The 2,542-nt window shown below is 72.0% G+C and carries 4 protein-coding genes; 2 read left to right on the forward strand and 2 right to left on the reverse strand.

The annotated features are described in order from the left end of the window. Window positions 1-235, forward strand: a 235-nt coding sequence (locus DW309_RS19625) for a hypothetical protein (RefSeq protein ID WP_168387263.1), incomplete at its 5' end; no start/stop codon positions are given. A gap of 25 nt (window positions 236-260) precedes the next feature. Here the strand turns inward: DW309_RS19625 and DW309_RS12180 are convergent. Then, window positions 261-1,787 (reverse strand): MFS transporter, encoded by a 1,527-nt coding sequence (locus tag DW309_RS12180; protein WP_136045523.1) that lies wholly within the window; start codon window positions 1,785-1,787, stop codon window positions 261-263. Window positions 1,788-1,907: 120 nt separating this feature from the next. Between DW309_RS12180 and DW309_RS12185 the strand changes: the two genes are divergently transcribed. After that, window positions 1,908-2,288 (forward strand): winged helix-turn-helix transcriptional regulator, encoded by a 381-nt coding sequence (locus DW309_RS12185; RefSeq protein WP_136045524.1) that lies wholly within the window; start codon window positions 1,908-1,910, stop codon window positions 2,286-2,288. Between the two features lie 68 nt (window positions 2,289-2,356). Here the strand turns inward: DW309_RS12185 and DW309_RS19900 are convergent. Further along, window positions 2,357-2,542: hypothetical protein (locus DW309_RS19900; protein WP_205812754.1), on the reverse strand; the 186-nt coding region annotated here is incomplete at its 5' end.

The raw sequence follows: 2,542 nt of genomic DNA on the forward strand, positions 1-2,542 counted from the left end.
CACTCCCGCCATCCTCGAGGGGGAGCCGCCCGCCGCGGCGGCCGACGACTGGTCGCAGCCGTCGCTCGCTCCGGAGGTGCCGGAGGGCGGCAGCTACCGCGTGCTCGCCGGCCTCATCTTCGTGTTTCTGTTCCTGCTGCTCGTCGCCGCCGTGGTCGCGCTCGTGGTCCTGGTGAATGCCGGGTTCCCGACCCTCGCCGACGCGGCGCCCGCGCTGACTCCGCTGCGGGTCTGACGCCGGATCTTCGGGCTCGCCGCACTCATCCCCGGGCTGCGCGGCGGAGGGTCACGATCGCAGTCGCGCTCGCCACCGCCAGCAGAACCGCTCCCAGCCAAGCTGCCGCCTCGAACCCTGCCGCGAACGCCTCCGTCGCGAACGAGCGGAGCGCGTCGCCCTGCACGGCGGGGAGGTCGTCGGCCGTCGTCATCGCCACCGCGAGCGTCTCGGCCGCGCTCTCATGGGCCTCGACCGTGCCGTCGGCCGGCGAGCCGTCCGGGATCCCCGCGCGGTAGATCGCGATCCCGACGCTGCCCATCACGGCGATGCCGAGCGACACCCCCACCTCGGTGCTCGTCTCGCTCAGTGCGGACGCGGAGCCGGCACGCTCCACGGGAGCGGAGCCGACGACCAGGTCGGTCGCCAGGGCCGTCACGGGGCCGATCCCGGCGTAGGCGAGCGCGAAGCCGACCAGCACCAGAGTCGTGTCTCCGAGGCCGGCCGCCCTGGCGAGGACCACGAAGCCGGCGGCCGACGCGGCGAGGGCGATGCCGATGATCAGCAGGCGGGGCACACGGCGGGCGAGGATGGGCGCGATCACCGAGGTCGCGATCAGCGCCGCCGCACCGGGCAGCAGGAGCAGGCCGGTGATGAGCGGTGGGTGACTCGCCACGAGCTGCAGGTGCTGCGTGAGGAAGAGGTAGATACCGCCGATCGCGAGCGTGCTGATCAGCATGGCGATCAGGCCGGTGCGCACCAGCGGATTCGCGAACAGGCGCAGGTCGAGCAGCGGATCGACCAGGCGGTTCTGTCGGCGGATGAAGAGGAGACCGAGGAGCAGGCCGAGCACGGCGGACGCCGCCGCGAGCAGCCCGACACCGTGGGCCGCGACCTCCTTGATCCCGAACGTGAGCGACACCATGGCCGCGACGACGAGGGCGACGCTGACGAGGTCGGGGCGGCCGGCGGACCGGTCGCGATACTCCGGGAGGAGCAGGGGGCCGACGATCAGAAGCAGGGCCATGACGGGGAGCCCCAGCAGGAACACCGATCCCCACCAGAAGTGCTCCAGCAGCGCGCCGCCGACGATCGGGCCGAGTGCGATCCCGGCCGAGAACATCGTGGCCCAGATGCCGATGGCGAGCCCGCGCTGGTGCGCGTCGCGGAACATGGTGCTGATGAGGGCGAGGGTCGACGGCATGAGGGTCGCACCCGCGATGCCCATGACCGCGCGGCTCGCGATGAGCATCTCGGGCGTCAGGGAGAAAGCCGCCGCGGCCGAGGCGGCGCCGAACGCGGCGGCTCCGATCAGAAGCAGTCGTCTGCGGCCGATCCGGTCGCCGAGGGAGCCCATGGTCACGAGGAACCCGGCGATCATGAAGCCGTAGATGTCGATGATCCACAGGAGCTGCGCCGCTGACGGCCGCAGATCCTCGCTCACGTGCGGGACGCCGAGGTGCAGCACCGTGATGTCGAGTGCCAGGAGCAGCGTCGGCAGTGCGAGCGCGGCGAGACCGAGCCACTCCCTCGCGCCCGCGCGCGCCTCGGTGATCAGGGGTGCGTTGTTCATCGTGTCCTCGTTCGGCTCTTCTCCGGGTGGATCCCGTCCCTCATACTGAGACCGTTCCCGCGCCTGCGGGAAGTACCCACTAATTACTGCGGTACTTACCTTTTGGTAAGGAGGAGGATCATGGCGGAGACGGTGCGATGCGGGCCCTACGTCTGCGGGATCGACGCGGCGCTGGATGTCGTGAGCGGAAAGTGGAAGGGCCTGATCCTGTGGGAGCTGGTGGAGCACGGCACCATGCGCTTCGCCCAGCTGCGCCGCGCACTCCCGGGGGTGAGCGAGAAGATGCTCACCCAGCATCTCCGGGAGATGGAGCGGGACGGGCTCCTGCTCCGACAGGTGTTCGCCGAGGTTCCGCCGCGCGTCGAGTACTCGCTGACGGACGCGGGAGCCTCGCTCAGCGCGGCTCTCGAACCCCTGGGCGAGTGGGGTCAGCAGCGGATCCTCCGCGAGGACATCGCCCTCGTCGACCACGCGGACGCGCCGCGGATGCCACGCCCCTGACGCGTGGCGGGTGGGCGGGCCGCCGGATCTCCTCGGGGGCGGCCGGCGCGGCGGTCAGTGCGCGGCCGTCAGTGCGCGGCGGATGAGGAGAGGTGTGGCCGAGATGCGGCGTCGTCCGGCCGACCGCGTCCGATGCCGCCGGAACGATCGGGCGATCCCGCCCGGTGATCGGACGCCGCCGTCGGGTGGCCGGGCGAGGCCGCCAGGTGGCTCGCGGTGCCGAGGGCGTCGACCGCGGGCAGCCCGCCCGTGAC

Origin of the sequence: Microbacterium sp. K41, assembly GCF_004794395.1 — a bacterium.
Taxonomy (GTDB): domain Bacteria; phylum Actinomycetota; class Actinomycetes; order Actinomycetales; family Microbacteriaceae; genus Microbacterium; species Microbacterium sufflavum.

What these genes read in the sequence shown, in the direction of transcription:
- DW309_RS12180 (WP_136045523.1), bottom strand. Translation starts at nt 1,787, where the DNA reads ATGAACAACGCACCCCTGATCACCGAGGCGCGCGCGGGCGCGAGGGAG.
- DW309_RS12185 (WP_136045524.1), top strand. Translation starts at nt 1,908, where the DNA reads ATGGCGGAGACGGTGCGATGCGGGCCCTACGTCTGCGGGATCGACGCG.